The sequence below is a fragment of the Streptomyces sp. NPDC029674 genome (assembly GCF_044903205.1).
In the GTDB taxonomy this organism is placed as follows: domain Bacteria; phylum Actinomycetota; class Actinomycetes; order Streptomycetales; family Streptomycetaceae; genus Streptomyces.
Genome location: NZ_JBJDPY010000004.1, coordinates 114,545 through 137,692 on the forward strand (window position 1 = coordinate 114,545; position 23,148 = coordinate 137,692).

At 71.4% G+C, this 23,148-nt stretch carries 19 protein-coding genes, 1 pseudogene and 1 riboswitch; of the genes and pseudogenes, 10 read left to right on the forward strand and 10 right to left on the reverse strand.

Going from position 1 to position 23,148, the window contains the following annotated elements; translation table 11 throughout:
- The first annotated feature begins 5 nt into the window (after positions 1-5).
- Complete coding sequence (locus ACI2L3_RS10975; protein WP_404752492.1) at positions 6-1,274, forward strand: ion channel protein; 1,269 nt, start codon at positions 6-8, stop codon at positions 1,272-1,274.
- Here ACI2L3_RS10975 and ACI2L3_RS10980 read toward each other — a convergent pair.
- Both ACI2L3_RS10980 and ACI2L3_RS10985 read right to left on the reverse strand, forming a co-directional pair.
- Positions 1,225-1,665 (reverse strand): ATP-binding protein, encoded by a 441-nt coding sequence (locus ACI2L3_RS10980; RefSeq protein WP_404752033.1) that lies wholly within the window; start codon positions 1,663-1,665, stop codon positions 1,225-1,227. The genes ACI2L3_RS10975 and ACI2L3_RS10980 overlap by 50 nt on opposite strands.
- Positions 1,665-2,546 carry an MEDS domain-containing protein gene (locus ACI2L3_RS10985; protein WP_404752034.1) on the reverse strand — a complete coding sequence of 294 codons (882 nt, stop codon included), beginning with the start codon at positions 2,544-2,546 and terminating at the stop codon, positions 1,665-1,667. The genes ACI2L3_RS10980 and ACI2L3_RS10985 overlap by 1 nt, the downstream gene beginning before the upstream one ends.
- Positions 2,547-2,914: 368 nt before the next feature.
- On the opposite strand from ACI2L3_RS10985, the pseudogene ACI2L3_RS10990 reads away from it, so the two are divergent.
- Positions 2,915-3,874, forward strand: a pseudogene (locus ACI2L3_RS10990) (TerC family protein); the annotation flags it as partial.
- A gap of 251 nt (positions 3,875-4,125) precedes the next feature.
- Here the strand turns inward: ACI2L3_RS10990 and ACI2L3_RS10995 are convergent.
- Entirely contained in the window at positions 4,126-5,589 is a 1,464-nt protein-coding gene (locus ACI2L3_RS10995) for an amidase (protein WP_404752493.1), read from the reverse strand.
- 99 nt (positions 5,590-5,688) lie between these two features.
- Here ACI2L3_RS10995 and ACI2L3_RS11000 point away from each other — a divergent pair, with 99 nt between their 5' ends.
- On the forward strand, positions 5,689-6,321 hold the full coding sequence (locus ACI2L3_RS11000; RefSeq protein ID WP_404752035.1) for a TetR/AcrR family transcriptional regulator: 633 nt from the start codon (positions 5,689-5,691) through the stop codon (positions 6,319-6,321).
- A gap of 9 nt (positions 6,322-6,330) precedes the next feature.
- On the opposite strand, the gene ACI2L3_RS11005 is transcribed toward ACI2L3_RS11000, so the two are convergent.
- Complete coding sequence (locus ACI2L3_RS11005) at positions 6,331-7,389, reverse strand: VWA domain-containing protein (protein ID WP_404752036.1); 1,059 nt, start codon at positions 7,387-7,389, stop codon at positions 6,331-6,333.
- A 184-nt stretch (positions 7,390-7,573) separates the two neighbouring features.
- Here ACI2L3_RS11005 and ACI2L3_RS11010 point away from each other — a divergent pair, with 184 nt between their 5' ends.
- Together ACI2L3_RS11010 and ACI2L3_RS11015 are read left to right on the forward strand one after the other, a co-directional pair.
- Positions 7,574-8,995 carry an NAD(P)/FAD-dependent oxidoreductase gene (locus ACI2L3_RS11010; RefSeq protein WP_404752037.1) on the forward strand — a complete coding sequence of 474 codons (1,422 nt, stop codon included), beginning with the start codon at positions 7,574-7,576 and terminating at the stop codon, positions 8,993-8,995.
- A 153-nt stretch (positions 8,996-9,148) separates the two neighbouring features.
- Complete coding sequence (locus ACI2L3_RS11015) at positions 9,149-11,899, forward strand: discoidin domain-containing protein (RefSeq protein ID WP_404752038.1); 2,751 nt, start codon at positions 9,149-9,151, stop codon at positions 11,897-11,899.
- Here ACI2L3_RS11015 and ACI2L3_RS11020 read toward each other — a convergent pair.
- The 4 genes from ACI2L3_RS11020 to ACI2L3_RS11035 all read right to left on the reverse strand — a co-directional run bounded on the left by ACI2L3_RS11020 (position 11,896) and on the right by ACI2L3_RS11035 (position 16,664).
- On the reverse strand, positions 11,896-12,780 hold the full coding sequence (locus ACI2L3_RS11020; protein WP_404752039.1) for an alpha/beta hydrolase: 885 nt from the start codon (positions 12,778-12,780) through the stop codon (positions 11,896-11,898). The two genes, ACI2L3_RS11015 and ACI2L3_RS11020, sit on opposite strands and share 4 nt — an antisense overlap.
- Positions 12,781-12,850: 70 nt before the next feature.
- Positions 12,851-13,264, reverse strand: coding sequence for a hypothetical protein (locus tag ACI2L3_RS11025; protein WP_404752040.1), 414 nt, complete (start codon positions 13,262-13,264; stop codon positions 12,851-12,853).
- A gap of 154 nt (positions 13,265-13,418) precedes the next feature.
- Positions 13,419-15,737: a 5-methyltetrahydropteroyltriglutamate--homocysteine S-methyltransferase gene (gene metE, locus ACI2L3_RS11030; protein WP_404752041.1), complete on the reverse strand. Its 2,319-nt coding sequence runs from the start codon at positions 15,735-15,737 to the stop codon at positions 13,419-13,421.
- A 165-nt stretch (positions 15,738-15,902) separates the two neighbouring features.
- Positions 15,903-16,124: riboswitch (cobalamin riboswitch) on the reverse strand.
- Positions 16,125-16,148: 24 nt separating this feature from the next.
- Positions 16,149-16,664, reverse strand: a complete 516-nt coding sequence (locus tag ACI2L3_RS11035) for a GNAT family N-acetyltransferase (RefSeq protein ID WP_404752042.1) — start codon at positions 16,662-16,664, stop codon at positions 16,149-16,151.
- A gap of 91 nt (positions 16,665-16,755) precedes the next feature.
- On the opposite strand from ACI2L3_RS11035, the gene ACI2L3_RS11040 reads away from it, so the two are divergent.
- The gene (locus tag ACI2L3_RS11040; protein WP_404752043.1) at positions 16,756-17,631 is read left to right on the forward strand and encodes an LLM class flavin-dependent oxidoreductase; all 876 of its coding nucleotides are present in this window, start codon (positions 16,756-16,758) and stop codon (positions 17,629-17,631) included.
- 10 nt (positions 17,632-17,641) lie between these two features.
- Positions 17,642-18,610: a LysR family transcriptional regulator gene (locus tag ACI2L3_RS11045; RefSeq protein WP_404752044.1), complete on the forward strand. Its 969-nt coding sequence runs from the start codon at positions 17,642-17,644 to the stop codon at positions 18,608-18,610.
- Positions 18,611-18,636: 26 nt separating this feature from the next.
- Here ACI2L3_RS11045 and ACI2L3_RS11050 read toward each other — a convergent pair whose 3' ends face one another.
- Entirely contained in the window at positions 18,637-19,296 is a 660-nt protein-coding gene (locus tag ACI2L3_RS11050) for a TetR/AcrR family transcriptional regulator (protein WP_404752045.1), read from the reverse strand.
- A gap of 54 nt (positions 19,297-19,350) precedes the next feature.
- Complete coding sequence (locus tag ACI2L3_RS11055) at positions 19,351-20,292, reverse strand: alpha/beta fold hydrolase (RefSeq protein ID WP_404752046.1); 942 nt, start codon at positions 20,290-20,292, stop codon at positions 19,351-19,353.
- Positions 20,293-20,463: 171 nt separating this feature from the next.
- Between ACI2L3_RS11055 and ACI2L3_RS11060 the strand changes: the two genes are divergently transcribed.
- From ACI2L3_RS11060 to ACI2L3_RS11070, 3 genes are all read left to right on the forward strand, one after another.
- A complete protein-coding gene (locus ACI2L3_RS11060; RefSeq protein ID WP_404752047.1) occupies positions 20,464-21,105 on the forward strand; it encodes an HAD family hydrolase in 642 nt (213 codons plus the stop codon).
- A 110-nt stretch (positions 21,106-21,215) separates the two neighbouring features.
- Positions 21,216-22,391, forward strand: coding sequence for an acyl-CoA dehydrogenase family protein (locus ACI2L3_RS11065; RefSeq protein WP_404752494.1), 1,176 nt, complete (start codon positions 21,216-21,218; stop codon positions 22,389-22,391).
- A complete protein-coding gene (locus ACI2L3_RS11070) occupies positions 22,388-23,140 on the forward strand; it encodes an SDR family oxidoreductase (protein ID WP_404752048.1) in 753 nt (250 codons plus the stop codon). Before ACI2L3_RS11065 ends, ACI2L3_RS11070 begins: the two co-directional genes overlap by 4 nt.
- Positions 23,141-23,148 lie beyond the last annotated feature (8 nt).

The following is a 23,148-nucleotide window of genomic DNA, read 5'->3' on the forward strand; positions in this document are numbered from 1 at the left end:
AAGCCATGATCCTGCCGCCGCAGGCCCGCGGGCTCGCCCCGATGATCGTCCCCGCGCTGCTCGTCGGCGTCGGATCGAGCCTGCTGCTCCTCGCGCTGAGCGAGGTGTCGGACCGGCTCCAGGACGTCCTGTGGGAGAGGCTGCCGGACGCGTTCGGGGTCTCTGGGACCTCGGCGGCCTGGATCCTCGGCATGCTCACCGTGGTCGGGTTCGTCGTCGGGCTCGTGGTGTGGAAGGTGCCGGGGCACGCCGGGCCCGATCCGGCGACGACGGGCCTCATCGATCCGCCGCTGCCGCCGCGGGTCCTGCCCGGCATCGCGCTCGCCGTGATCATCGGGCTCGCGGGCGGTGTCAGTCTCGGCCCGGAGAACCCGATCACCGCGATCAACATCGCCCTCGCGTACGCGCTCGGCATGAAGGTCATGCCGCGCACCCCCGGTGTCGCCTGGGTCTCCCTGGCCGCCGCCGGGACCGTCGGCGCGCTGTTCGGCACGCCCGTCGCGGCGGCCCTGATCCTCTCCGAGATCGGTGCCGCGGCCGATCCGCGGCCGTTGTGGGACAGGCTTTTCGCGCCGCTGGTCGCGGCTGGCGCGGGGGCCCTGACCACGGTGCTCGTCGCGCACCCGGCGTTCCAGGTCGACGTCGCTCCCTACCCGGGGGCGCGTCTGATCGACGTCGTCTCCGCCATGGTGATCAGCTCGTGCGCCGCGCTCGTCGGGCTGCTCGCCGTCTACGCCTTCCCGCTGTTCCACCGCGCGTTCCGGCAGCTGGGCCATCCCGTGCTCAGGCTCACCGTCGGCGGGCTGGTCCTCGGCGCGCTCGGCGTGCTCGGCGGCCCGCTCACCCTCTTCAAGGGGCTGGCCGAGGTGAAGGAGCTGACCGCGGAATCCGGCGCCCACAGCGCGGCGAACCTCCTGCTCCTGGCCGTGGTGAAGCTGGCCGCGCTGGTCGTCGCCGCGTCCTGCGGCTTCCGGGGCGGGCGGATCTTCCCCACGGTCTTCGTGGGCGTCACACTCGGCATGCTCGCGCACGCGCTCGTCGACTCGGTGCCCGCCTCGCTCGCCATCACCTGCGCCGTGCTCGGCCTCCTGCTCGCGACCACCCGGCAGGGCTGGCTCAGCCTGTTCACGGCCGCCGTCGTCCTCATGGACCTCGACCTGCTGCCGATGCTCTGCGTCGCGGCGCTGCCCGCGTGGCTCCTCGTCACCGGGCGTCCCGAAATGCTCATCGAGGAGGACGAGAAGAGTGGTGGGGCAGCCGCATGGCGAGGGTGACCACGGCTCCGACGGTGCCTGCGCAGACCGTGAGACGGTCGGTGATGCGGCCGGCGAGCCACAGGCCGCTCCCCGCGGCGTGCTCGCCGGTCCCGGCGGCCGAGCCGGGTACGACGCCCACGGGGAACTCCGGCCCGGAGTCGTGGATACGGCACTCCAGGTGGCCGTTGGCCCGCCGCAGGACCAGCGTGCCACCGCCGTCCGCGTGGGCGATGGCGTCGGTGGCCACGGCGTCGATGGCCACGATGAAGTCGCCGCGCCGGGGTTCGGGCAGCCCCTCGCGGTCGGCGTGCCGGTCGATGAGCATGCGCAGCCGGGGCAGGTCGTCCAGGGTGAGGGGGGATTCCAGCAGGGGAGAGGCGGGCAGGTCGCGGGGGCCGGGCGACGTCATCAGCGGCTCACCTCGCTGAGCACCAGGCTGGGCAGGTTCTCGGCGCCGGCCCGGCGCAGTATGCGGGCACCGGCCGGATGGCAGCGGACCTGGACCCCGTCGTGCGAGGAGGACGCCACCAGCCGCAGCAGGTCCACGGCACAGGCCGCGCTGAGGAAGACGAGCTGGGACATGTCCACCGCCAGCCGCCCGCTGTCCGAAGTGCGTGCCAGCCCTTCGCGTACGGCGGCGACGAACTCCTCGCGCGTGGCGACGTCCGCCTCTCCGGCCAGCCGCACGGTGCCGTCCGCATGCTCCGCGTGCAGCGCTCCGAGGCGGGACAGCAACCGGCACGGATGCGCCCTGTGCATGGCTTTCAGGACCTCGGGGGTGAACCACCGGCTGTCGTAGGCGCAGATCTCGGTGTACGGGCGGTCGGTGAACAGGTGCTGGGCGTGGGACTCGCGGTGCATCATCACCGCGACGTCGGCGTTCAGATCGCCCACCCAGTGCATGTCGATATAGGTCCGCAGGCCGCGGAACCCCTCCTCTAACGCGCGGTCGGTCTCTTCCTCGATGCGCTGCCACTGCCGCTCGGGGGTGAAGTGCGGGGCGGGGTGGATCAGCGCGCGCATGCTGCTGACCACCAGCTGACCGCGCTCCCGGGCGGCGCCCAGCAGCGGGCCGGGAACCTCCAGCCGGTTCCACACCTCACCGAGGGCGAGTTGCGGGGCGGCGAAGACCATCACCTTCTCGCGCTTGGCGAGCCCCGTCCACGCGAACGTGGTCACCACGTCCCGGCCCGCGTCATCGTCTTCGTAGCTGACAAAGGCGTGGTCTCCCGCCCGAAGCTGCTGTACCGGCATCGTGCCGCCAGATGCCGCATCGTCAGCAGCAGCCATCGTTCACCCCCTGGACACCGAACGGACCGCCGAGAACACGATCCGCGGAACTGCTGCCAACGGTAGTGATCTGTTCCGCATCCAGGGGCGCTCCGAGTGGAATCGACACCGGTCGTCCTGATCGACGCTCCTGATGACCGGACGCAGGCGCAGCGGGCCTGACTTCTGCCGTTTTCTGATCGGTGAGGCCGATGGTGGCGGCTCGAGCGAGTGCGGATGCCGCCGTGTCTTCGTCGCCGAGGCGGCCGGCGACATCCTGCGGCCGCCCGGCGCGACGCGGAAGCCCGAATGCTCCGCGAGAAGCGATGGCGCACACTTTCACTAGAGGGCCGGTGTCCTCGCCGCCGGCCGTGATGAGGGTGTTCGCTGTGCCTGAGGTCCCGCTGTGGCTGTGGGGGGCTTTCGCCGCGACCGTGGTGGTGTCGCTGGCGGTGGACTTGCTGGCCCACCGCACCGCGCACGTCATCGGCTTCAAGGAGGCCGCCGCCTGGAGCTGTCTGTGGGTCGGCCTCGCGCTGGCCTTCGGCGCCGTCGTCTTTCTCGTCCTCGGTACGACGGCGGGCACCGAGTACACGACGGCCTGGCTGCTGGAGAAGAGCCTGTCCGTCGACAACCTCTTCGTCTTCGCCGTGATCTTCGCCTACTTCAAGGTGCCGCGCGCCTACCAGCACCGGGTGCTGTTCTTCGGCGTCATCGGCGCCCTCGTCTTCCGCGGCGTCTTCCTGTCCCTCGGCGTCGCCGTGGTCGGCCGCTTCACCGCGGTGCTGTTCGCCTTCGCGGCGATCCTCTTCTACAGCACCTACAAACTCCTCAGGGGTGAGGAGGAGAGCTTCGACCCCGGCAAGAGCTTCGCGGTGCGGATGCTGCGCAAGGTCGTTCCGGTCCGGGACGAGTACGCGGGGGCGAAGTTCTTCGTCAAGGAGGCCGGCAGACGGATGGCGACGCCGCTGCTCGCGGTGGTCGCCGCGATCGAGGCCGCCGACCTGGTCTTCGCCGTCGACAGCGTTCCCGCCGTCCTCGCGGTCAGCGACGACGCGTTCATCGTCTACACCAGCAACGTGTTCGCGATCCTCGGTCTGCGGGCGCTGTACTTCCTGCTCGCGGGCCTGCTGGACCGCTTCCGACACCTGAGCAAGGGGCTGGCGGTCATCCTCGCCTTCATCGGCGTCAAGCTCATCCTCCAGGCGTCGCACAAGCTGATCAGCCCGGGCATCCCCGAGATCCCCTCACCGGTGAGTCTCGCGGTCATCGTCGTCGTCCTGGCGGGTTCTGTGGTGCTCAGCCTCCGAGCGCCCGCAGCCACCCCAGCTCCCGCAGGCCGGTCGGAGAGGCGGCCGCTTTCCAGTCGGGCATTTCCGGCATATCGTAAAGACATGGTCAAGATGAAGCGTGAGGTCGAGGCCCGCGAGTGTCCGACCTGCAAGAAGTCCGTGCCGGCCACGATCCACCGGCACAAGAGCCTCGGCGTCTACGTTCCCGCGTGGGGCCCCGGGGCATGTCAGAACCGCGAATGCCCCGACTACCGCCTGGATCCCGCACACAAGCAGCCCCCGGCGGCCCGCTGACGGCTGCCGCCTTTTCAGCGGCCGGTGCCGTCGCCCGCCCACACCATGGGTGTCCGGCCCGACCACGGGCTCGCTTGTTCGAGTTGTCCGGCGAGCCGGAACAGGCGGCCTTCGAGCCCGTGACCGGCGGCGAACTGCATGCCTGTCGGGAGCCCGGTCCCGGCGTCGGCCGTCACCGGTACGGACATGGCGGGGATGCCGGCCACGTTGAACGCCATGGTGAACGGCGAGCGGTCGTTGAGGCGGTCGATCCAGCCCAGGCCGTCCAGCGCCTCCGCGCCCTCGGTGTAGGCGCCCAAGGGCATGGGAAGTTCCGGCAAGGTGGGGGTCAGCAGTACGTCGTGGGTGTCGAAGTACCGCGCCAGGCTTCGGGCGACCCGGTTCCGGACCGCGAGAGCGGAGACGAACTGGGGGCCGGTGACCCGCTGTCCGTAGTGGTAGCCGGCAAGGGTGCCCGGTTCGAGGGTCGAGGAGTCGACGGGCCGGCCGAAGGCGCTGGCCAGCTCGTCGACCGAGGCCGTCAGATTCGCCGTCATCAGCCGGGCATCGGCCACGACGAACTCCTCCCAGCCGACCCCGAGTTCCACCGTCACCTCCTCCACCCGGTGCCCGAGGGACTCGAGCAGCCGCACGGTGCGGGAGAGCGCGTCGGCCACCGGGGCGGTGGTGCGGCGTCCGCCCCACGCCTGGGCGAGGACCCCGATCCGCAGCGAGCCCGGGTGGCGGTCGACTTCCTCCGTGTATGGCCGGGGCGGCTCCTGGGCGAAGTAGGGGTCGCCCGGCTCCGGGCCGCGGATCTGGTCGAGCAGCGCCGCACTGTCGCGCACCGTGCGGCTCACGCTTCCGTGTACGGCCAGGCCGTTGAAGACCTCGTCGGCGTCGGGGCCCATGGAGACCCGGCCGCGGGTGGGCTTCAGCCCGAAGAGACCGTTGTGGGCGGCGGGGATGCGGAGCGAACCGGCGGCGTCGGTGGCGTGCGCGATCGGGACCACGCCGGCGGCGACAGCCGCACCCGAGCCCCCGCTCGACCCGCCCGCGCTCCGTTCCACGTCCCACGGATTGCGGGTCGGACCGTACAGCTCAGGTTCCGTCGTGATGCTGTACGCCATCTCCGGTGTCGCCGTACGCCCGAAGGTCACGAGGCCGGCGCGACGCAGACGCCGCATCAGGGATGAGTCGGCACCGGCGACGAGGCCGGCCGCGAGCCGGCTGCCCAGCTCCATCCGCCTTCCGGCCATGGAGACCCCGATGTCCTTGATGAGGAAGGGAACCCCGGCCAGCGGAGCCCTGCCGTCGTCCTCGACGGGCCGGGGTTCGTCGTCGGTGGGCCAGGTCTCGACGATGGCGTTGATCCGCGGATTGACCATCCGCGCGGCCTCGCGGGCGGCCGCTTCCAGTTCGGCCGCGGTCACCTCACCTTTGGCCACCAGCCCGGCGAGCCCGACCGCGTCAAAGGTCACGTACTCGGCAACTCTCACTGTCACCCTCACTTCCAGCGCACGCAGCAATGACGATACCGACGAGTGCTGAATGATACCGATCGGTATCGCACAGGACGGATTGGTACCGTAGCAGCCATGGCAGTGACGAACGACAGAGCGACGGCGGGCAGAAGGCCGAGCCGGGTGGCGAAACTGCCCCCGCGTGAACGCATCCTCGACGCGGCGGAGGAGCTCTTCCAGAGCGAGGGGATCCGCCGTGTGGGCGTCCAGGCGATCGCCGAGCGGGCCGAGACCACCAAGATGGCCATCTACCGGCACTTCGAGACCAAGGACGCGCTCGTCGCGGAGTGGCTGCGGATCGTTGCCGCGGACTACCAGGCGGCCTTCGACCGGGTCGAGGCCGAACACCCCGGCCGACCCAGGGAGCAGATCCTCGGCCTGGCCCGCTTCATCGCCGAGGGGCTGCCCTCGGTGTCGCACCGGGGCTGTCCGTTCATCAACTCCATCGCCGAGCTGCCCGACCGCTCCCACCCCGCGCGGCAGGTGATCGAGGAGCACAAGGCCCTGCAGACCCGCAGGCTCATCGGCATGTGCGCCGCGGCCGGGCTGCCCGACCCCGAGCAGACCGCGGCCGCGATCACATTCGTACTCGAAGGCGCGCAGGTCAGCACGCAGAACGGAAGCGTCGACCGAGCGGGCGAGCGGCTGCTGAGGATCGTCGAGGGGATCCTCGGCCGGCACCCGCGCGAGGACGGCACAACGCGCTGACGCGGGCCCTCAGAGCATGATGAGCAGCCGCGTATTCGGCTTGAGTTTCCTGTTCACCGAACGGCTCTGCACATAGACCTCCAGCTTGGGGTTGTTTCCCGCTTTCACGGAGACCGTTCCCTGAATGCCCGTACCGAACAGAAGGCTGCGCGCCGCGTCCCCCGTATAGGCGCGATCGGTGTCCTTCTCCACCACGATGACTTCCTTGTTCGGCTGCACCTGGGCCCGGGCGCCCAATTGGTAGTAGCACGCGCCGCGTTCGTACGTGACGCCCGGGTGCGAGTTGACGAAGGGGCGGATCTCGACCTCCTGATCGACCTTCAACAGCCGGTATTTGTCGGCCGGTATCGGTTCGAGGTTCGCGCGCACCTCGTCCACCGATATGTCCTGGCCGACGGCGAACAGGTTCTTTGTGCCGCGCATTCCCTGCTCGCGTCCCCGGAGGAAGCTGGTGGCGGCGGCGCGCACGGTGCCGATGGCCTCCTCGACGCCCTTCTGGGAGTCGGCGTCCCAGATGGCGATGTTCCCGGCCGGGAAGCCGTAGTTCTGGGCGGTGCGCTTGGCCAGGGAGTTCGGGACCAGGATCGCCGAAGTCCAGTGGCCGGGGAGCCCGCCCATCTTCGCCGTGATCCTGTCGAGCCAGGGGCCGAGGATGGTCATGTCGCCGTCGTGCCGCCGGTCGCCGCCGGAGGCGTTCTCCTCGCCGTCCGTCACCACGATCTGGAGGAAGCTGTGCTCGCCGTACTCCTCCCAGATGTGGCCGAGGTCGTCCAGGGACTTCAGCGAAGCCTCGATGAGAGCCGTCGCTCCGTTATTGACCCGGTACAGGCCGCGCATGGACGGAAGATGCTTCACGTCCATGTCCCAGACCAGGTTCTCCACCCTGTGATCGAAGGAGTAGAGGCTGATCCGGGTCTCGTGACCGAGGCTGTCCGATTCGGCCTTCAGACCCGCCACGAATTCGTCCACGACGCGGATGAGTTGGCTCTCGTGCGGACGCATGGAACCTGAACAGTCCACCACCAACGCGACGTGATTCACCTTGTGCTGGATTTTGTTTGCGGACATGCTTTTGCTCCCCCTCCGAAGCTCCCCGAGTGATGTCTTCACTCTATGGGGAGGCACTGACAACGGCCTTTTCCCCGGCATCGGCCCGCAGGGTCCGGTTCGCTGCTTGTGCCGGGAGCGCGCAACCCGCAGTTTGGGCTCAACTCCCGTACTGGGCAGGCGTGCACGAGGGAAGGTCGTGGTCATGAGGGCGCAGGGCAGGATGCCGGACAGGGGCGGGCGCGCGGTGGTTCTCGGCGCGGGGATGGCCGGGATGCTGGCCGCGGGCGTCCTGTCCGGCCGGGTGGACGAGGTGGTGCTCGTCGACCGGGACCGCATGCCGGCGGGGACCGCACCACGCCGGGGGCTGCCGCAGGCCCGCCACGCCCACCTGATGATGTCCGGCGGCGCCCACGTCATCGAGGCCCTGCTCCCGGGCACGGTCGACGCGTGGGTGGCCGCGGGCGCACGGCGCGTGGGGGTGTCGGACGGAATCGTCGTACTCGGGCCGGGAGGCTGGTTCCCGCGCAGGCCCGACACGAAGTTCCTCGTCTCCTGCACCCGGGACCTGCTCGACGCGGTGGTGCGCGCACGCGTCCTGGCCCTGCCGCGCGTGGCCCTGCGGGACGGCACCGAGGCGGTGGAACTGCTCGGCGACCGGCGGCGCGTGGCAGGCGTGGCCGTACGGGAGACCGGCGGCGGCGCGGTCGAGGAGCTGGCGGCGGATCTGGTGGTCGACGCGTCGGGCCGCGGCTCGCAGGCCCCCCACCACCTCGCCCGCCTCGGACTGCCCGCCATACAGGAGGAGACGGTGGACGCCGGTCAGGTCTACGCCACCCGGCTCTTCCGGGCGCCACCGGGCACGGAACGCTTCCCCATGGTCAGCATCCAGCCCGACCCCCGCTCCGGAACCCCCGGCCGGGCCGCCACCCTGCTGCCCGTCGAGGGCGGCCGCTGGCTGGTCACCGTCGCGGGCACCCGCGGCGCCGAACCCACCAGGCGTGCCGCGGACTTCGAGCCGTTCGCCCGCACCCTGCGCGACCCTCTCATCGCCGACCTCATCGCCCGTGCCGAACCCCTGACCGACGTCCACCTGACCCGCAGCACCGTCAACCGGCGCCGCCGTTTCGAGCGGCTCACCGCCCCACCGGAAGGGTTCCTGGTCCTGGGCGACGCGGTCGCCACCTTCAACCCCGTCTACGGTCAGGGCCTGTCGGTCGCCGCGCACAGCGCGGCCGTGCTGGACCGAGCCCGGCGCGATCGCCCGGTCCACGCCGCGGGCTTCGCCCGGCACGTCCAGCGGGAGGTGGCCCGCGCGACGGCCGGACCCTGGGGCCTGGCCACCGGCGAGGACCTCAACTACCCCGGCACCAGCGGCAAACGCCCGCCGCCGGCCGCCCGACTGCTGCGCGGCTACACCCAGCGGATGATGCGGGCCGCCACCGGCGACCCGGCGGTCCTCCGGGCGCTGACCGACCTCATGACACTGTCCGCGCCCCTCACCTGCCTTGCCAGGCCCGCGGTGCTGCTCGGCGTCGCCCGGGGCCCGGGCCGACACGCGCAGCGGCACGCGCCCATCACGCCCGAGGAACTCGCCCTCTGCGGGCTCGGCGGCACGCGACGCTGAACCGGCCGACACGAAAAGCCCGACACACCCGGTGAGCCCGACTGTCTCTTATGTCTTCGACACTTGACCGATAACGCTCAGCTATTGACGTGACTCGTTCAGGAAATTTATGGTCCCTGGACCCTCGCAGGTGAACCAGAGTGACGGAGAACAATGACGTACTCCCTCGGTGCGCTGCCGCGTGCCGCCCGACTGACCGCGGTGCTACTGGCCGGAGCCCTCGTCGCCTCGGTGCCGCCGGCCGCCTCCCAGCCGGCGCGGAGCACCGACAACGCCGCGGCCCCGGACTGCCGGAAGGGCGACAAGGGCGGCGCCCGTGACGGCTGGACGCTCACCACGACCACCCGCTCCGACGCCTCCGACACCCACCACCCCTTCGTCGGCAACGGCTATCTGGGCCAGCGCGTGCCGCCGAACGGGGCCGGTTACAGCGACAGCGAGGCCAAGACCGGCTGGCCCTTGTTCACCCCGCGCTACGACGGCTCCTTCGTGTCCGGCCTGTACGCCCACAACAAGAAGACCGCCGAGGACCGGCAGGCCGTAGCCGCGCTGCCCAACTGGACCGCGCTCACCGTCAGCACGGGCGGGGCCCATGCCGATACCTTCAACTCTTCGACACCGGCCGGACACATTTCCGACTACCGTCAGTCGCTCTTCCTCAACTGCGGCCTCGTCCGTACGTCGCTGACCTGGACCGCCACCGACGGCCGCCGCACCGACCTCGTGTACGAGGTGCTCGCCGACCGAGTGAACCCGCACGTGGGCGCCGTCCGCATGAGCATGACGCCGCACTGGAGCGGCAGGGCGACCGTCACCGACATGCTGGACGGCCGCGGCGCGCGGCGTGTCCAGCAGACCGGTGGCGGCGACCGGACCGGCGAGCACCGCGGCGGCCGGACCGCACCGAGCATGGACGTGGCGTTCCGCACGGACGGCACGAAGGTCGACGGAGCCGTCGCCTCCACCCTGCGCGCCGGGCGCGGAGCACACGCCGCCAAGGCCCAAAAAGCCAAGGGGGCCAAGGAGCTGAGTGCACGTCAGGCGCTCGCCCTTCCCGTCAGGCGTGGGCAGTCGTACGACTTCACCAAGTACGTGGGCGTCGACACGGCCCTGACCTCGCGCACGCCGCGCCGGGACGCCACCGCCACCTCGCGGCGCGCCGCCGACCGCGGCTGGCAGGCCCTGCTCCGCTCCCACACCGCGGCCTGGTCGCGGCTGTGGCGCAGCGACATCGAGGTGCGCGGGCGGCGCGAGATGCAGTCGTGGGTGCGGTCCGCGCAGTACGGGCTGCTCTCCAACACCCGCGAGGGCGCGGCCAACAGCATCGCCCCGGCGGGCCTGACCAGTGACAACTACGCGGGCCTCGTCTTCTGGGACGCCGAGACCTGGATGTACCCGGCCCTGCTCGCCACCCGGCCCGAACTCGCCAAGTCCGTCGTCGACTACCGCTACCGGACCCGCGCCACTGCCCGCGAGAACGCCCGCGAACTCGGCTACCGAGGGCTCTTCTACCCCTGGAACAGCGGGAGTTCGGGCAACCTCGCCGAGGAGTGCCACAGCGTCGATCCGCCGCACTGCCGCACCCAGGTCCACCTCCAGTCCGACATCTCCCTGGCCACCTGGCAGTACTACCTGGCCACCAAGGACACCCGCTGGCTGCGCGAGCGCGGCTGGCCGGTGATGAAGGGCATCGCCGAGTTCTGGGCGGGCCGCGTCAGCCGCAACAAGGACGGCAGCTACTCGATCAAGGACACCGCGGGACCCGACGAGTACAGCAACGGCGTCGACGACGCGGTCTTCACCAACGCCGGCGCCGTGACCGCCCTGCGCCACGCCACCCGCGCCGCCGAACTGCTCGGCAAGCGGGCCCCCGCCGAGTGGAAGACCGTCGCCGACCGCATCCGGATCCCGTACGACGAGCGCCGCAAGGTCTTCCAGCAGTACGACGGCTACGACGGCAGCACCATCAAGCAGGCCGACACCGTTCTCCTGATGTACCCGCTGGAATGGAAGATGCCCGAGGGCTCTGCGGCCGCCACCCTCGACTACTACGCGCAGCGCACCGACCCGGACGGCCCGGCCATGACGGACTCCGTGCACGCCATCGACGCCGCCGGGATCGGCGAGCCCGGCTGCTCCACGTACACCTACCTCGAGCGTTCCATCAAGCCGTTCGTACGCGGCCCCTTCGCCCAGTTCTCGGAGGCCCGCGGCGACAAGGCGGGCGCCGAGGATCCCCTGTCGGGCTCGCCCGCGCACGACTTCCTGACCGGCAAGGGAGGTTTCCTGCAGACCTTCACCAACGGCCTGACCGGCATGCGGATGCGGGAGAACCGCCTCCACCTGGACCCGATGCTCCCTCCGCAGCTCGGCCGCGGCGTCACCCTGCGCGGACTGGCCTGGCAGGGGCGCACGTACGACATCGAGCTCGGCGCGCACCGCACCACCGTGCGCCTCACCGACGGCGAGCCGATGACGCTCGACACCCCGCAGGGCGAGCAGATCGTCAGCAAGGGCGCCCCGGCCGTCCTCAAGACCCGCCGCCCCGACCTGACCCCCACGACCAACGCGGCCCGCTGCACCACCGCCGAGGCCTCGTCCGAGCAGCCCGGCCTGTACGCGGGCGCCGCCGTCGACGGCAACTCGGCCACGGCCTGGGTCCCGGACGGTGCGCGCGGCACCCTGACGACGGACCTCGGCAAGCCCGTCCGTGTCGACAAGGTCACCCCCACCTGGACCGACACCGAGCCGGCCGCCCACACCGTCGAGCTCTCCCTCGACGGCCGGCACTGGCACCGCGCGGAGGCGGACGATGCCCGGCTCGCGCGGTACGTACGGGTGACGGTGCGCGGCGAAGAGGGTGCGAAGAAGCACTCCGGGGTCGCGGAGTTGACGGTGAACTAGCGCCGGCCATCGGGCACGTGGCGCCAGAAGGCGGCCAGTGCGGCGGCCAGTTCGGCGGGGGCCTCCTCGGCCATGTGGTGTCCGGAGGAGATCGGGCCGCCCTCGAGCCGGTCGCCCGCCCAGTCGCGCCAGACGCTCAGCACGTCGCCGTAGAGGTCGGTCATGTCGTCGTGGGTGGCCCACAGGATCTGGAGCGGACAGCCGATGCGCCGGCCGGCCCGCAGGTCGGCGTCGTCGTGCTCGCGGTCGATGCCGAGACCGGCGCGGTAGTCCTCGCACATGGCGTGCACGGTGGCCGGATCGTGGATCGCGCGCCTGTAGTCCTCGAAGGCTTCGGCGCCCATGTCCTGCGCGGTGGCCTTGTACCAGGCGTCGGGATCGGCGTTGATGACGCGTTCGGCGGGCTTGTCGGTCTGGCCGAGGAAGAACCAGTGCCACCAGCTCGCGGCGAACGTCGCGTCGCAGCGGCGCAGGGCCTCCCCGATGGGCACGGCGTCCAGCACGCTGACGGCGGACACGGCCTCCGGGTGGTCGAGGGCGAGGCGCGTCGCCACGTACGCGCCCCGGTCGTGCCCGACGACGGCGAACCGCTCGTGCCCGAGGCCGCGCATGACCGCCAGGCAGTCCTCGGCCATGGCGCGCTTGGAGTACGGGAGGTGCCGCGGGTCGGTCGGGGGTTTCTCTGATTCGCCGTAGCCGCGCAGGTCGGGGCAGACCACCGTGCGGCCGGCCGCGACCAGCAGGGGAGCCACGCGGTGCCAGGTCGCGTGCGTGCGGGGATGGCCGTGCAGGAGCAGGACCGCGGGTCCGCTGCCGCCGTGGCGCACCCGCAGCAGGACCCCGTCTCCCGCCCGGCGCGTCAACTCGAAACCTTCGAACACGTGCACCTCCTGTGCACTCGGAGAACGCAGGAGTGTTCTCGTACCCCGCGAGCGCGAGGAGACGAGTCCGTCAGCGCCGGTGTCCCAGCGGACACACCGCTCCGTCGCCGTCCGCCTCGTCCGGACGCCAGTGCCGAGCGCAGTAGGGGACGTCGCACTCCGCGCAGAAGCCCGCGTCCCCCTTGAGGCCGGCCGTGTGGACGCCGGCGAAGGTGCGTGGATAGCGGAAGGCGTTGCGGTAGCGGCCCGCGTCGTCGGCGGTGATGTTCTCACCGGCGCCGTTCGTGTACGCCTCGCTCTCCACGGTGAACCACCAGAGGGAGGGGTTTCTCGACGCGGCGTAGGCGGCGCGGCTCAACTCGCTCCAGCGCGGCATGCTCACGGGCTCCGTGCCGGGCGGTGTGAACTCGAGGTGCGCGACCCGTCCTTTGCACACGGCGCAGGCCACGTACAGGACGAACAGCACCGAGGGAACTTGACTCATGGCGGCGGCCTCGGAAGGGAGACGCGGAATGTTTCTCTGCTGCGCGCATCCTTCCACAGTGCGACGCGGTACAGAGGGGGTTGGGCGTGTGCGAGTGCCCTGCCGGGCGGGTGGGGCCGCACGCTGCCCCACCCGCCCGGCATCTCACACCGCGTCAGGACGCGGACAACTCCTCTCGGACCGTCCTGGCGGCCGCGACCAGGTTCTCCAGGGAGGAACGGGTCTCGGGCCAGCCGCGCGTCTTGAGGCCGCAGTCGGGATTGACCCAGAGCCGTTCGGCCGGGATGGCGTCGAGCCCCTTGCGCAGCAGCGCCGCCGCCTCCTCGGCGCTCGGCACGCGCGGGGAGTGGATGTCGTACACGCCCGGGCCCGCCTCGCGCGGATACCCATGGGCGGCGAGTTCGCGCGCGACCTGCATGTGGGAGCGGGCCGCCTCCAGGCTGATGACGTCGGCGTCGAGGTCGTCGATCGCCTGCACGATGTCGCCGAACTCGGCGTAGCACATGTGTGTGTGGATCTGCGTGTCCGGACGCACCCCACTGGTGGTGAGGCGGAACGACTCGGTGGCCCAGGCCAGGTAGGCGGGGCGGTCGGCGGCGCGCAGCGGCAGCGTTTCGCGCAGCGCGGGCTCGTCGACCTGGATGACCGGGGTCCCGGCCGCCTCCAGGTCGTTCACCTCGTCGCGCAGGGCGAGCGCCACCTGGCGGGCGGTGTCGCCGAGCGGCTGGTCGTCGCGGACGAAGGACCAGGCGAGCATGGTGACAGGGCCGGTCAGCATGCCCTTGACGGGACGGCCGGTCAGGGACTGGGCGTACGTCGTCCAGCGCACCGTCATCGGCTCGGGCCGGGAGATGTCACCGGCGAGGATCGGCGGCCGCACATAGCGGGTGCCGTACGACTGGACCCAGCCGTGCTGTGTGGCGAGGTAGCCGGTGAGCTGTTCGGCGAAGTACTGCACCATGTCGTTGCGCTCGGGCTCGCCGTGCACCAGGACGTCGATGCCCGCCTTCTCCTGGAAGCGGACGACCTCCTGGATCTCGGCCCTGATGCGCTCCTCGTACCCGGCGCCGTCGATCCGTCCGGCCCGCAGATCGGCGCGGGCCGTCCGCAGTTCCCCGGTCTGCGGGAAGGAGCCGATGGTCGTCGTGGGCAGCAGCGGGAGGCCGAGGGCGGCGCGCTGGGCCGCCGTCCGTTCCGGGTACGGCTGCGAGCGCCGTGCGTCGGCGTCGGTGACGGCCCCGGTGCGGGCGCGGACGGCCGGATCCCGGGTGATGGGGGAGGCCGCCCGCGATGCCAGGTCGGCGCGGTTCGCCGCGAGTTGGGAGGAGATCGTGTGGGTGCCCCTGGCCAGGCCCCGGGCGAGGGTCACGATCTCGGTGGTCTTCTGGCGGGCGAAGGCGAGCCAGCGCAGGATCTGCGGCTCGATGTCCCGTTCGAGGGCCGTGTCGATGGGGACGTGGAGGAGGGAGCAGGAGGCGGCGACGTCGACCCGGTCGGCGAGACCGAGCAGGGTGCCGAGCGTGGCCAGCGACTTCTCCAGGTCGTTGACCCAGATGTTGCGGCCGTTGACGACACCGGCGACCAGCCGCTTGCCGGGCAGTCCGCCCACGGCCGCGAGCGCGTCGAGGTTGGCGGCGGCCGCCTCGGTGAAGTCGAGGGCGAGCCCTTCGACCGGCGCCTTGGCGAGCACCGGCAGGGCATCGCCGAGCCGGTCGAAGTAGGAGGCGACGAGCAGCTTGGGGCGGTCGGTGAGGGCGCCCAGGTCACGGTAGGCGCGCTCGGCGGCGTTCAGTTCGGCCGGTGTGCGGTCCTGGACGAGGGCGGGCTCATCGAGCTGGACCCACTCGGCGCCCGCCGCGCGCAGGTCCGCGAGCACCTCGGCGTACACCGGCAGGAGCCGGTCGAGGAGGGTCAGCGGGTCGAAGCCGGCGGCCACCCCGGGCGCCGGCTTCGACAGGAGCAGGTAGGTGACGGGACCGACGAGGACGGGCCGGGCCGGCAGACCGAGCGCCCGCGCCTCCTTGAACTCGCCGACCTGCTTGCCGGAGTCGGCGCCGAACACCGTCCTCGGCCCCAACTCGGGCACCAGGTAGTGGTAGTTGGTGTCGAACCACTTCGTCATCTCCAGCGGCGCCACGTCCTGCGTGCCGCGCGCCATCGCGAAGTAGCCGTCGAGCGGGTCCGCGTCGACCGCGGCGCGGTGCCGCTCGGGGACGGCGCCGACCATGACGGTGGTGTCCAGGACGTGGTCGTAGTACGAGAAGTCGCCGGTCGGCACTTCGCCGATGCCGGCCTCCGCGAGGTCCCGCCAGTTGGCGCGGCGGAGGTCGGCGGCGGCGGTACGGAGGGCGTCGGCGGTGACGCGGCCCTTCCAGTAACCCTCGATTGCCTTCTTCAGTTCGCGGTTCGCGCCCTGGCGGGGGTAGCCGTACACGGTGGCCCGTGCTGTCGCGGCCGCGGGTGTGGTGGTCACGGAGATCTCCTTCGCGAGATGAATCCCTGAGATCCCGGGGACGGGACGAGAGCGCGAAGGGAAGCACTGACCGGACGGTACGGGTTCGCGCGGAAGCCGCGGTCGTCCGTCCGATGTGTGCGCCGACCCGCCCTCGAGGTCACCGGAATATCCGCGCCCGAAACGGTTCGCGCGCGGACAGCGGGCAGGTCTTCGGACTCGCGGGCACATCCTCCCGGGGGAGGACGCCTACTGGCCGTCGCTTCCCAGGACCGTTCTACGGTCCCAGTGCGTGTGACGGCGGTCGTTCCCGCTCACCGCTGCGGGGCAGTCCCGGATTCCCACCGGGTTCCCTCTTGCGACGCTCCCGTCTGGCGGACGGGGCGAACCAGCTGCACGGGTCACCTTACGGGCCCGGCCGTCGATGGGCCATCAGGGGCGCCAGTACAGCGCCGGGTCGGGATGGTCGACGAAGCCGAGGTTCCGGTAGAGCGGTTCGCCCTCGGGGGATGCGTACAGGTCGACGCGCGAGGCCTCCTGCGCGCGGAACCAGTCGAGCAGGGCTCGCATGATCGCGCGGCTGTGACCGCGTCGGCGGTACGCGGGGTCGGTGACCACGCCGATCACGTGGCCGACCCGGCCGTTGCGGTTGTGGGGGCCGGGGAACCACTGCTCGACGGTGCCGATGCCGCAGGCGGCGAGCCCGTGCTCGCCGTCCACGACGAGGATGCGCGCGGCGTCCGCGGTCAGCTGTTCCTTCAGCACGCGGGCGAGCTCGTGGCGCCAGTCGTCCTCGCCGGGCGAGGGGTTGAAGTACTCCCCGCCGAGGGTCTCGAAGAGCAGGGCCCGCAGGCGCACGAGTTCGGGCAGGTCGGCCTCGACCGCCTTCCGGACGTGGGTGGAGAGCGAGGCGGGTTGATCGGTGGCCTGGGCGGTGGGCTGACTCATGACGATCACTCTCATGTAACGCCCTTGTGCACGACAACCCTTACACGGAAAGGCTGTTGATCGTCGGCGTGGAGCGAGATAGGAAGGCGTCATGACGACTCTCGGCGTGGTGTTCCGTCCCCAGCTTCCCCCCGAGCGCCTGCGCGCCATGGTGCGCACGGCCGAGGAGGCGGGCCTCGACGAGCTGTGGCTCTGGGAGGACTGCTTCCTGGAGAGCGGCATCGCGAGCGCGGCCGCCGCCCTCGCCTGGTCCGAGCGGCTGCGTGTGGGCGTCGGACTGCTGCCCGTGCCGCTGCGGAACGCCGCCCTCACCACGATGGAGGCGGCCACACTGCACCGGCTCTTCCCGGACCGCGTCATGCTCGGCGTCGGGCACGGGGTACAGGACTGGATGGGGCAGGTGGGCGCGCGGGCCGAGTCACCGCTGACCCTGCTGCGCGAGCACCTCGACGCGATGCGCGCCCTGCTGGCCGGCGAACGCGTCACGGTTCGGGGGCGGTACGTCCACCTCGACGGCGTCAAGCTCGACTGGCCGCCCGCGTCGGCCCCCACCGTCTACGCCGGTGCGCGCGGCCCCCGCTCCGTACGGCTCACCGGAGAGGCCGCCGACGGCACCATCCTGGACGCGAGCACGACACCGGAAGGGGTGCGCCGGGCACGTCAACTCATCGCGGAAGGAAGGGAGGCGGCCGGACGCGAAGGGGCGCACCCCGTAGTGGTCTACCTCCTCACCGCGACCGGGCCCGACGCCGAGGCCCGGCTCCGTGCCGAGCAGCGGCGCGAAGGCCTGGACGGGGTCGCCGCACTCGGCGCCGCCGGGGACGCCGAGGACGTGGCGAAAGCCGTCCGGCGGCTCGCCGAGGCGGGCGCCGACACGGTCGTCCTGCAGCCCACCGCGGATGAACCGGACCCCGAGGGATTCATCCGCTTCGTCACGGACGAGGTGCGCCCCCTGGTCAGCCCTTAGGCTCCTGAGCATGGGAAAGACGAACGCTGACGCGGGGCCCCCGGGGGCGGGGGCCGGGGCGCCGGGCGGTGCGCACGGCACCGCGCCCCTGGACCTGAACCAGCTGCGCACGTTCCTGGCGGTCTACCGCTCCGGGTCCTTCACGGCGGCCGCGCGGCTCCTGGGCCTGTCGCAGCCGACGGTCACCGCGCAGATCCGTGCCCTGGAGCGACAGCTCGACCGGGAACTGTTCGAGCGGCTGCCGCGCGGCGCCGCTCCCGCGCCCTTCGCGGACGAGCTGGCGTCCCGCGTCATCGACCCCCTGGACGCCCTCGCGGAGGTCGCGGGCCACGGAGGTGACGGTTCCGCCGAGCCGGTGCACGTGGCGGGCCCCGCGGAGCTCCTCTCCCACTGTGTGCTGCCCCGGCTCGCGCCTCTGGTGGAGAAGGGGGTGCTGCTGCGGATCGCGACCGGACTGACGGAGGAGCTCCTGGAGGAGATGCGTGCGGGCCGCCACGACCTGCTGATCGCCACGACCCGGCCGCGCGGCCGGGCCCTCGCCGCCGTGCCCTTGGCCGACGAGGAGTTCGTCCTGGTCACGTCGGCGGCCTGGGTCGAGCGGATCGGCGGGCCCGCGCGTTTCGCCGCCGACGGGCCCGCGGCGCTGCACGGCGTCCCCCTGGTGGCGTACGCGGAGGATCTGCCCATCGTCCGCCGCTACTGGCGCCACGTCTTCGGCAAGCGGCTGGTCTGCAAGCCCGCCGTCACCATGCCCGACCTGCGCGCGGTCAAGGGCGCCGTCGTCGGCGGCGTCGGCTTCAGCGTGCTGCCGCGCTACCTCTGCCTCGACGAGCTCGCGTCGGGCGCCCTGGTGCTGCTGGCCGATCCGGACGACCCGCCCATCAACACCGGCTACCTCGTGCAGCGGCCGGGCTCCTCGGACAACCCGCACGTCGCCCTGGTCAGGGACCACCTGCTGGAGTCCGCGCGCGGCTGGTAGCGGCGCGTCCGGAGCCCCGCCGCCGGTCAGTCCTCGGGCGGCGCCGGGTCCCGCAGCCGCAGCCCGTTCTCCCAGATTGTGTTGAGCGTCGTGACGAGCCGCTCGTAGGGAATGCGCTGCCCGAGCACGAACACCATGTAGGCCATGCGGCTCACCATCACCGACAGGGCGTGCGCGGTGATCAGCGGATCCAGGCCGGTGTCGGCCTGACCATTCTCCTGGAGGGTCCGGATCAGCTTGGCGTTGCGCCGGGCGAAGGCGTTGCCGCGCTCGATGCGCAGCGCCATGAACTGCTCGTCCACCTGGGCGACTTGCTCGAAGAGCGCCATGAGGCGGGCGTTCTTCTTGTACGCGCGCAAGTATTCGCGGTTCGACGCGTCGATGAGCTCACGGGGATCGGTGATGCCGGTGCGCTCGCGCAGGTGCGGGTGGAGCATCTCCTCCTGTACCTGCTCGACCAGCGCCTGGAAGATCTCTTCCTTGCTGTTGAAGTACGTGTAGAACGACCCGGAGGCGACGTGCGCCGCCTTCGAGATGTCCGTGATGCGGGCGTCCAGATACCCGTCGCGCTCGAAGACCTCGCGCGCGGCGGCGATCAGGGCGTTGCGCGTCCTGACGCCGCGGGCGCTGCGGGGCGTGATCGGTTGCTTCTGACCGCCGTCTGCGGCCGGGGCCTGGGCAGCCACTGCGATCCATTCACTGTCGGTCGAACCTGTACGTATCGGTGGCAGCGGAGGTTATCAGCCGACCGTGGAGAGGAACTCGAGGAGAGCGGCGTTCACGTCGTCGGGCCGCTGCTGCTGGATCCAGTGGCCGGCGCCGTCGAGCACGACGTGGCCGCGCTGGTCGGTCAGCATCAGGTCGAGGTCCTTCGCGGGCATGAACTGCCCGACGGGGTCCTTGGAACCCGTGACGAACAGCGAGGGCTGCGTGACGCGACGGTCGGCCAGGTGCCCGGTGAGCTCCCAGTTGCGGTCCAGATTGCGGTAGTAGTTGAGGCCGCCGGTGAAGCCCGTCCGCTCGAACGTGTCGACGTAGTAGGCGAGTTCCTCGTCGTCGAGCCACGGCGGGGGCGGCGACTGCTCCTCCTCCTGATCGGCCCACCGGGCGGAGTAGATCTCCCTCGCGGTGAGCGTCCTGCGTACGTTCCGGCTCAGGGCCTCGTCCGCGACGCCGGGCTCCTGGAACCACACCATGTAGAAGTCGTCGCCGAGGCGCTTGCGCAGGATCGGCAGCGGCGGCGCCGGAGCCCGCCGCGTCACCGGCACGCTCATCCCGGCCACCGCGCGCACCCGCTCCGGATGGGCCAGGGCCAGCTGCCACACGACCATGGCACCCCAGTCGTGCCCGACGAAGACGGCGTCGTCGGCGCCCACGTCGTCGAGGACCGCGGTCAGGTCGCCGCAGAGCGTCAGGATGTCGTACGCGTCGACGTCGGCGGGGCGCGAGCTCCCGCCGTAACCCCGCATGTCGGGGGCGAGCACGCGGTACCCCGCCTCAGCCAGCGCGAAGACCTGGTGCCGCCAGGAGAACGCCAGCTCGGGGAAGCCGTGGCAGAGCACCACCAAGGGCTTGCCCGGCCGTGCGTCGCCGTGGTCGAAGACGCGGAGGGTGATGTCGCCGGAGGCGACCTCGCGCGTCGCGACCCGCTCCCACTGGGCGGTCGAGATGTGTGTCGTCATGCGCAGAACCTCCGTGCGGCGTTCCAGCTACTGAACTTGACGTTGGGTTCAAACATACAGGGCGCCCCCGCAGCCCTGCCCCGGCGCGAGGGCTGTGGACCGTGAGGGCTTGAACCTGAACCCGGATTCAAATACGTTGACGGAATCCGAGGAGAGCGAAGGTGCGGTCCGATGAGTGACGTGCGTACGCGCAATGCGGTCCTGTTCGACTTCGGCGGCGTACTGACCACCAGCGTGGTCACCGTATTCGAGGAGCTCGGCACGGAACTGGCCGGTGACGCGCGGCTGTTGCTCCGGCTGCTCTCCAGGGACGCGGAGAGCAGCGCGCTGCTCGTGGCGCACGAGGAGGGCCGCATCGGCGAGCGGGAGTTCGAGGACGGCTTCGCGGCACGGCTGCGGGCGCACGGGGCGGTGGTCGAAGGTCCTGGCCTGGTGCGCCGCATCCAGGAGCGGCTGCTCCCGGACCCCGACACGGTCGCTCTGACGGCGAAGCTGCGGGCCGCCGGATACCGGGTCGGGCTGCTCTCCAACTCCCTCGGCGACCACTGCTACGACGGCTTCGACCTGCCCGCGATGTTCGACGCCGTGACGGTGTCCGGGGACATCGGAGTGCGCAAACCGTCACGCCGCGCGTACGCCATCGCCTGCGAGCGCCTCGGCGTGCCCCCCGAGGAGGCCGTGATGGTGGACGATCTGCCGCAGAACATCGCGGCGGCGGAGCGGCTCGGCATCGCCGGGGTCGTGCACCGGGACGCGGCCACGACGGAGGCGGAGCTGGCACGCCTCCTCGGGCCGCCGGCCACCGGCGCGTGAACCGAGCCCAGACCCGGACCAAGACGTGCGGGACCACAACCGTTGGAGGACGAAGCGTGTTCGACGTGACCGACAGGGCCAAGGAGTACCAGGAGCGGCTGCTCGCCTTCATGGACGAGCACGTCTACCCCGCCGAGGCGGTGTACGAGGCACAGATGGCGGAGTCGGGCGATCCGCACTTCCACCCGCCGGTCCTCGAAGAGCTCAAGGCCGAGGCGAGGAAGCGGGGCCTGTGGAACCTCTTCCACCCGCACCCTGAGTGGGGCCCGGGCCTGACCAACCTGGAGTACGCGACGCTGGCGGAGATCATGGGCCGCAGCGCGCACCTCGCCCCCGAGGCCACCAACTGCAACGCCCCGGACACCGGCAACATGGAGGTCCTCACGCTCTTCGGCACCGAGGAGCACAAGGAGAAGTGGCTGAAGCCGCTGCTCGCCGGTGAGATCGCGTCCGCGTTCGCGATGACCGAGCCCGCGGTCGCCAGCTCGGACGCCCGCAACATCGAGATGCGGATGGTCCGCGACGGCGACGAGTACGTCCTCAACGGCCGCAAGTGGTGGACGTCCAACGCCCTGCACAAGAACTGCCGGGTGCTCATCGTCATGGGCAAGACGGACCCCGACGGGCCGAGCCACCGCCAGCAGAGCATGATGGTCGTCCCGCTCGACACCCCCGGCGTCACGGTCCTGCGCAACCTGCCGGTCTTCGGCTACCAGGACCGCGAAGGCCACGCGGAAGTGCTCTTCGAGGACGTACGCGTCCCCGTCACCGCCCTGCTCGCGGGCGAGGGCGACGGCTTCACGATCAGCCAGGCGCGGCTCGGGCCCGGCCGCATCCACCACTGCATGCGCACCATCGGCATGGCCGAGCGCGCCCTGGACCTGATGATCGACCGCGCCCAGTCACGCACGACGTTCGGCGCGCCGCTCGCCGACCGGGCCAACATCCAGGACTGGATCGCCGAGTCCCGCGTCGAGATCGACATGGTGCGCCTGCTGACCCTCAAGGCCGCGCACCTGATGGACACCGTCGGCAACAAGGAAGCCCGCACGGAGATCGCCGCCATCAAGATCGCCGCCCCCGAGGTCGCGCTGAAAGTCGTCGACCGGGCGATCCAGGTGCACGGCGGCGGCGGGGTCAGCGACGACTTCCCGCTCGCGAGCATGTACGCCCACCTGCGCACCCTGCGCCTCGCCGACGGCCCCGACGAGGTGCACAAGCGCACCATCGCGCTGCGCGAACTGCGTCGCCGCGAGACCGAGCGCGACGCGCGGGTCGCGGGATGAGCGGCCCGCTGGACGGCAAGGTCGCCGTCGTCACCGGCGCGTCGCGTGGCATCGGCCTCGCGGCGGCCGCCGCGCTGCGCGACCGCGGCGCGCAGGTCGTGATCACCTCGCGTAGCGAGGAGCGCGCCAAGGAGGCAGCCGCTCAACTGGGCAGTGGCGTCGCGGGGTTCGGTGCCCACGCCACCGACGAGGCCGCCGCGCGCGCCTGCGTCGAGCACACCGTCGCGACGTACGGCAGCCTCGACATCCTGGTCAACAACGCCGGTACGAACCCCGCGTACGGCCCGGTCATCGACCAGGACCACGGGCGCTTCGCCAAGACGATGGACGTCAACCTGTGGGCGCCGATCCTGTGGACGTCGCTCGCGGTGAAGGCGTGGATGGGGGAGCACGGCGGGTCCGTCGTCAACACCGCCTCCATCGGCGGGCTCTCCGTCGCCCAGGACGTCGGGATCTACCACGTCTCCAAGGCCGCGCTCATCCACCTCACCAAGCAACTCGCCCTGGAACTCGGCCCGAAGGTCCGCGTCAACGCCATCGCACCCGGCGTCGTCCGCACCAAGCTGGCGGAGGCGCTCTGGCAGGAGAACGAGGCGAGGGTCGCCGCGGCCACCCCGCTGGGCCGCATCGGCGAACCCGAGGACCTGGGGGAGGCCGTGGCGTTCCTCGCGGGGGACGGCGCACGCTGGATCACGGGCGAGACTCTTGTCGTGGACGGAGGACAGCTCCTCGGGGGCGGGCCGTTGTGAGGGCCGTC

Coding starts and splice junctions, on each gene's coding strand:
- ACI2L3_RS10975 (WP_404752492.1), top strand. CDS start 6: ATGATCCTGCCGCCGCAGGCCCGCGGGCTCGCCCCGATGATCGTCCCC.
- ACI2L3_RS10980 (WP_404752033.1), bottom strand. CDS start 1,665: ATGACGTCGCCCGGCCCCCGCGACCTGCCCGCCTCTCCCCTGCTGGAA.
- ACI2L3_RS10985 (WP_404752034.1), bottom strand. CDS start 2,546: ATGGCTGCTGCTGACGATGCGGCATCTGGCGGCACGATGCCGGTACAG.
- ACI2L3_RS11000 (WP_404752035.1), top strand. CDS start 5,689: ATGGCAGTGACGAACGACAGAGCGACGGCGGGCAGAAGGCCGAGCCGG.
- ACI2L3_RS11005 (WP_404752036.1), bottom strand. CDS start 7,389: ATGTCCGCAAACAAAATCCAGCACAAGGTGAATCACGTCGCGTTGGTG.
- ACI2L3_RS11010 (WP_404752037.1), top strand. CDS start 7,574: ATGAGGGCGCAGGGCAGGATGCCGGACAGGGGCGGGCGCGCGGTGGTT.
- ACI2L3_RS11015 (WP_404752038.1), top strand. CDS start 9,149: ATGACGTACTCCCTCGGTGCGCTGCCGCGTGCCGCCCGACTGACCGCG.
- ACI2L3_RS11025 (WP_404752040.1), bottom strand. CDS start 13,264: ATGAGTCAAGTTCCCTCGGTGCTGTTCGTCCTGTACGTGGCCTGCGCC.
- ACI2L3_RS11035 (WP_404752042.1), bottom strand. CDS start 16,664: ATGAGTCAGCCCACCGCCCAGGCCACCGATCAACCCGCCTCGCTCTCC.
- ACI2L3_RS11040 (WP_404752043.1), top strand. CDS start 16,756: ATGACGACTCTCGGCGTGGTGTTCCGTCCCCAGCTTCCCCCCGAGCGC.
- ACI2L3_RS11045 (WP_404752044.1), top strand. CDS start 17,642: ATGGGAAAGACGAACGCTGACGCGGGGCCCCCGGGGGCGGGGGCCGGG.
- ACI2L3_RS11055 (WP_404752046.1), bottom strand. CDS start 20,292: ATGACGACACACATCTCGACCGCCCAGTGGGAGCGGGTCGCGACGCGC.
- ACI2L3_RS11060 (WP_404752047.1), top strand. CDS start 20,464: ATGAGTGACGTGCGTACGCGCAATGCGGTCCTGTTCGACTTCGGCGGC.
- ACI2L3_RS11065 (WP_404752494.1), top strand. CDS start 21,216: ATGGACGAGCACGTCTACCCCGCCGAGGCGGTGTACGAGGCACAGATG.
- ACI2L3_RS11070 (WP_404752048.1), top strand. CDS start 22,388: ATGAGCGGCCCGCTGGACGGCAAGGTCGCCGTCGTCACCGGCGCGTCG.